We start from the raw sequence: 4,468 nt of genomic DNA on the forward strand, positions 1-4,468 counted from the left end.
CAGCCTGTCGGACGAATTACGCGGATCACCAACAGACTGATAGAAGCGCAGCGAATCCACGATCTTGTAGCGGGCGAAAGCATCCACCACGAGGCGCTTGCGATCCTTCGCAATGATTTCTTCCGGCGGCACATTCAGGTTGAGGATGCGCTTGTCGATATAGACGACATTCTGAATGACCGGCAGCTTCCAATGCAGCCCCGGCTTGGTGATGACCACGCGCGGATCACCAAACTGCAGCACGATTGCCTGCTGCGTCATGCTGACCGTAAAGGCCGAAAGATAGACGATGACGGCGGCAACAATGGCGATGGCACCCACGCCAATGGCGATTGACCTGTTCATCAGCGGCCTCCCGTCGCGTTCTGGTTGCTGGCGGAAGAAGATGCGTTCGAAGCAGCCCCCGACGCCGGAGCCGGCTTCAACTCATTGAGCGGCAGATAGGGAAGAATGCCCTGCCCGCCATCCACGCCGTTCAGGAAGAGCTTGTTCGTGTCGCCCAGAACTTCCTGCATGGTTTCAATGTAGATGCGCTTCCGGGTAACGGCCTGCGCCTTGCGATACTCATTGTAGATGGCCATGAAACGCTGCGCGTCACCTTCGGCTTCCGCCACGACCTGCTCACGATAGGCTTCGGCAGCCTGCGTGATCTTCGCCGCATCACCACGCGCACGCGGGATGACAGTGTTCGCGTAGGTTTCCGCCTGGTTGCGCGCGCGCTCCTGATCGGCACGCGCGGCCTGCACGTCGCGGAAGGCGTCGAGCACCTGTGCCGGCGGATCAACCTTCTGAAGCTTCACTTCCGTGATCTCGATACCGGCACCATAACCATCAAGCGTACGCTGAAGGCCTTCCCGAACCGTATTCTGCACTTCGTTACGACCGGTGGTCTGCAGCACGTCAATGCGTGATGCACCGACAGCCTCACGCATCATGCTTTCGGCCACAGCCTTCACCGCAAATTCGGGATTCTCGACATTAAAGAGGAAGTTTGCCGCCTCTTCCGCCTTGATGCGCCACTGCACCGAGAAGCTGATATCGACGATGTTTTCGTCGCCCGTCAGCATCAGACTTTCCTCAGGTACGGTGACAGGCGCACCACCCGAGCCGCGGATGCCGATATCAATGCTGGTGATGTTCGTCACCGCAGGCGTCAGCACCGTCTCGATCGGATAGGGGAACTTCAGGTGAAGCCCCGGCTCTACCGTGCGCACATGATCGCCGAAGCGCAGCACGATACCCTTCTCATTCGCATTGACGCGGAAGAAGGACGAATAGGCCACCAGACCAAGAACAAGAAGAACGATCAGGAAGGCCGGGCCACGCCCGCCGCCTGCACCGGCACCAGTACCGCCACCGGCCGGGCCGTTACCGCCCGAAAACACCTGACGCAGCTTTTCCTGTGCGCGACGAAGCAGCTCATCGAGGTCCGGCGGCTGATTGCCGCCGCCACCCTGCGGCCCTTGCCCCCACGGCCCTCTGTTTCCGCCTCCGCCACCCTGCCAGCCGCCGCCGCCGTTCTGATTACTCCAGGGCATCAAAATTCCTTTGATTGCGAAGTTTTATGGATCGGTTGGAAACACCCTCATCGGGGGTTATATGACAGAGACCCGGCAGGCGCAACGCGTACCGGACAGAGCGAAAGTGAAACACTCCCCGTTTCACGAAAAGCCTCGAAAACGGCATCGGAATGAAGAAAATGACGCGCGTGACCCGTGAAGATATCGCCGCCGCTCTCGCAAAAGTGATCGATGAGGAAAGCGGCAAGGATGTCGTCAGTAGCGGCATGCTGCAGGGTCTTGTTGTGCGTGAGGGCCATGTCGGTTTCTCCCTTGAGGTTGATCCCGCGAAGGGGCTGGAGAAAGAGCCGCTTCGTCAGGCCTGCGAGGCCGCCGCGAAAAACGTTCCCGGCGTGCTGAGCGTCACCGCTGTGCTGACGGCCCATCGCGACGCCCCGGCCCGGCCTTCACCTGGTCATGCCCACGCCCATTCCCATTCCGGTGGTTCCGCGCGCGCTCCGCAGGGTTCTGCGCGCATTCCGGGCGTCAAAGCCATCGTTGCCGTGGCGAGTGGCAAGGGCGGCGTGGGGAAATCGACCGTCTCGGTCAACCTGGCTCTCGGCCTTGCAAGGCTCGGGCGGCGCGTCGGCCTTCTCGATGCAGATATTTACGGGCCGTCCATCCCGCGCATGATGGGCCTCACCGGAAAGCCCGAAAGCAAGGACGGAAAGAAGCTCATCCCGAAAGAGAATTACGGCATCAAGACCATGTCGATCGGCTATCTCGTCAATGAGGACACGCCGATGATCTGGCGCGGGCCGATGGTGCAATCGGCGCTCACCCAGATGATGAATGATGTGGAATGGGGCGAACTGGATGTGCTGATCGTGGATATGCCTCCCGGCACGGGCGACGCGCAGCTCACCATGGCGCAGCGTGTACCGCTGACAGGGGCCGTCGTTGTCTCGACACCGCAGGAGATTGCGCTCATCGATGCACGCAAGGGCTTTGCCATGTTCGAGAAGACGCATATTCCCGTTTTCGGCATCGTCGAAAACATGGCCTATTTCGTGAGCCCCGGCTCGGGCGAGAAATCCTACATCTTCGGTGAAGGCGGCGCGCGCCGCATGGCGGAGAAACTCGGCTGTGACTTCCTGGGCGAAGTGCCGCTGCACATGACCGTCCGCGAAACATCGGATAGCGGTCAGCCTGTCGTTGCAACGGCGCCGGACAGCGAAGAAGCAAAACCCTTCCTCAAGATCGCAGCGCGTGTTGCCGAACATATCGACCGCGCACTGGGCAACGAAGCACGCAAGGGCCCTGTCATCAGCATTGAGGACTGACCTCCCTTTTTCTGCCGCCTGCTTTGACGCAAGCCCTATATTTTGATATCAAAACATCTGACATTCAGGGATGGAGATGTTGGATGACCTATGTAGAAGGATTCCTGCTGGCAGTGCCGACGGCGAACAAGGAAGCCTACCTCAAGCATGCAAATGATGCCTGGCCTGCCTTCGCCGAATGCGGCGCAAGGCGCATCGTCGAGAGCTGGGGACACGATATACCCGATGGCGGTGTGATGGACCTCAAACGCGCCGTGCAGGCACAGACGGATGAGACCATTCTCTTCTCGTGGTTCGAATTCGCGTCAAGACAGGCGCGGGACGATCACAATGCGAAGATCATGGCGCATCCGAGCATGGAGCAGATGAATCAGCCGCCCTTTGACGGATCGCGGATGGTTATGGGGGGCTTCCAGTCCATTCTGGATACCGGGCGAGCGGGTGAAATGGGCTGCGTCGAGGGATTCGTTCTCGCCGTGCCGCGCGCAAGGAAGGACGACTATTTGGCCCTGGCCAAAAAGGCGGCAGATGTCTTTCTTGATGTAGGTGCAAGCCGCGTTGTCGAAGCATGGGAAGATGACGTGCCGGACGGAAAGAAGACGGACTTCCATCGCGCCGTGCTGACAACCGCAGATGAAGCCGTCGTCTTCGCATGGGTGGAATGGCCCTCTGTGGAATTTCGGGAGGCCGCCCTTCCGAAGCTCATGGAAGACGAACGCATGAAATATGATCCGTCCACCCTGCCCTTCGATCGACAGCGCGCAATTTTCGGCACCTTCACCACGATTCTCGACAGGAGCGCCTGAAAACAAAACGGCCGGCCCCGAAGGGCCGGCCGGATAGTTTCAAGAGCTTCCGATTCAGCGACCGGCAACAAGAGTTGCGGTCTCGGTCGCGCCGCCCGGGGCAGAAAGCTCCCAGGTCTCGCCAATCTCGCGGGACTGTGCGGGCACGCAATAAGGCGTCTCCCCGCCAAGGAAGCAGGCCGTATCGCCATCAAGCTCATACTTGCCCTCGGCAACGGTGCCATCCGGCAGTTTCTGCGAATAGCTGCCGCCCGCGTCGATATAGACGTGGCGTTCGCCAGCAGGCCCGACAACCTTGACCGTGTTGCCGTAGAAATTCGCAAATGGATCGGCCAGGGCCGCTCCGGTGAACGCAAACAACGCAACGAGTACACTGACAAAAAGGCGCATCGTTCTTCCTCCCTGAAATGAAACGCCGTGTACCCCATAAGGCCGCGCATGATGGCATGACGGCACGGTCTGGCAAGACACGTTACGGATACGAAACGTGCCTTGCCGTCAGCGCCTCATTTATTGAGGAAGTTGAGCGCCAGCCCTGCCACCGGCCAGTCCATCGCAACGAGACGGCCCGTTGTGGAAAGCGTGATATAGGCCGTCTTCAGATCCTTGCCGCCAAAGCAGATATTCGTCGTGATGAGATCATCTGTCGGCGTGTGGACAATCTTCGAACCGTCCGGGGAGAAGGATGTGATACCCGCATTGAAGATCGTGGCGACACAGACATTGCCTTCGGAATCAACGGCAAGTGAGTCGAAGAAATTAAGCCCTGCAGGCGATCCGACAAAACGGCCCGGCAACGGCCCGGCAGACGGCGCAACCT

Annotated in this window: 6 protein-coding genes; 2 read left to right on the forward strand and 4 right to left on the reverse strand. The window is 59.6% G+C overall.

Annotated features, from left to right (window positions below):
• A partial coding sequence (locus tag WBF74_RS02020) for an SPFH domain-containing protein (RefSeq protein ID WP_424434398.1) occupies nucleotides 1-345 on the reverse strand: 345 nt, incomplete at its 3' end.
• On the reverse strand, nucleotides 345-1,538 hold the full coding sequence (gene hflK / locus WBF74_RS02025; RefSeq protein WP_424434401.1) for an FtsH protease activity modulator HflK: 1,194 nt from the start codon (nucleotides 1,536-1,538) through the stop codon (nucleotides 345-347). The genes hflK and WBF74_RS02020, both read right to left, overlap by 1 nt.
• Nucleotides 1,539-1,699: 161 nt before the next feature.
• Between hflK and apbC the strand changes: the two genes are divergently transcribed.
• Together apbC and WBF74_RS02035 are read left to right on the forward strand one after the other, a co-directional pair.
• Complete coding sequence (apbC, locus tag WBF74_RS02030) at nucleotides 1,700-2,842, forward strand: iron-sulfur cluster carrier protein ApbC (RefSeq protein WP_424434404.1); 1,143 nt, start codon at nucleotides 1,700-1,702, stop codon at nucleotides 2,840-2,842.
• 83 nt (nucleotides 2,843-2,925) lie between these two features.
• Nucleotides 2,926-3,648: a DUF1428 domain-containing protein gene (locus tag WBF74_RS02035; RefSeq protein WP_424434407.1), complete on the forward strand. Its 723-nt coding sequence runs from the start codon at nucleotides 2,926-2,928 to the stop codon at nucleotides 3,646-3,648.
• A gap of 54 nt (nucleotides 3,649-3,702) precedes the next feature.
• Here WBF74_RS02035 and WBF74_RS02040 read toward each other — a convergent pair whose 3' ends face one another.
• Both WBF74_RS02040 and WBF74_RS02045 read right to left on the reverse strand, forming a co-directional pair.
• Nucleotides 3,703-4,038, reverse strand: a complete 336-nt coding sequence (locus WBF74_RS02040) for a hypothetical protein (protein ID WP_424434410.1) — start codon at nucleotides 4,036-4,038, stop codon at nucleotides 3,703-3,705.
• A 116-nt stretch (nucleotides 4,039-4,154) separates the two neighbouring features.
• Nucleotides 4,155-4,468, reverse strand: a 314-nt coding sequence (locus WBF74_RS02045; RefSeq protein WP_424434413.1) for an SMP-30/gluconolactonase/LRE family protein, incomplete at its 5' end; no start/stop codon positions are given.

It is taken from the genome of Parvibaculum sp. (assembly GCF_049672805.1).
GTDB lineage: Bacteria > Pseudomonadota > Alphaproteobacteria > Parvibaculales > Parvibaculaceae > Parvibaculum.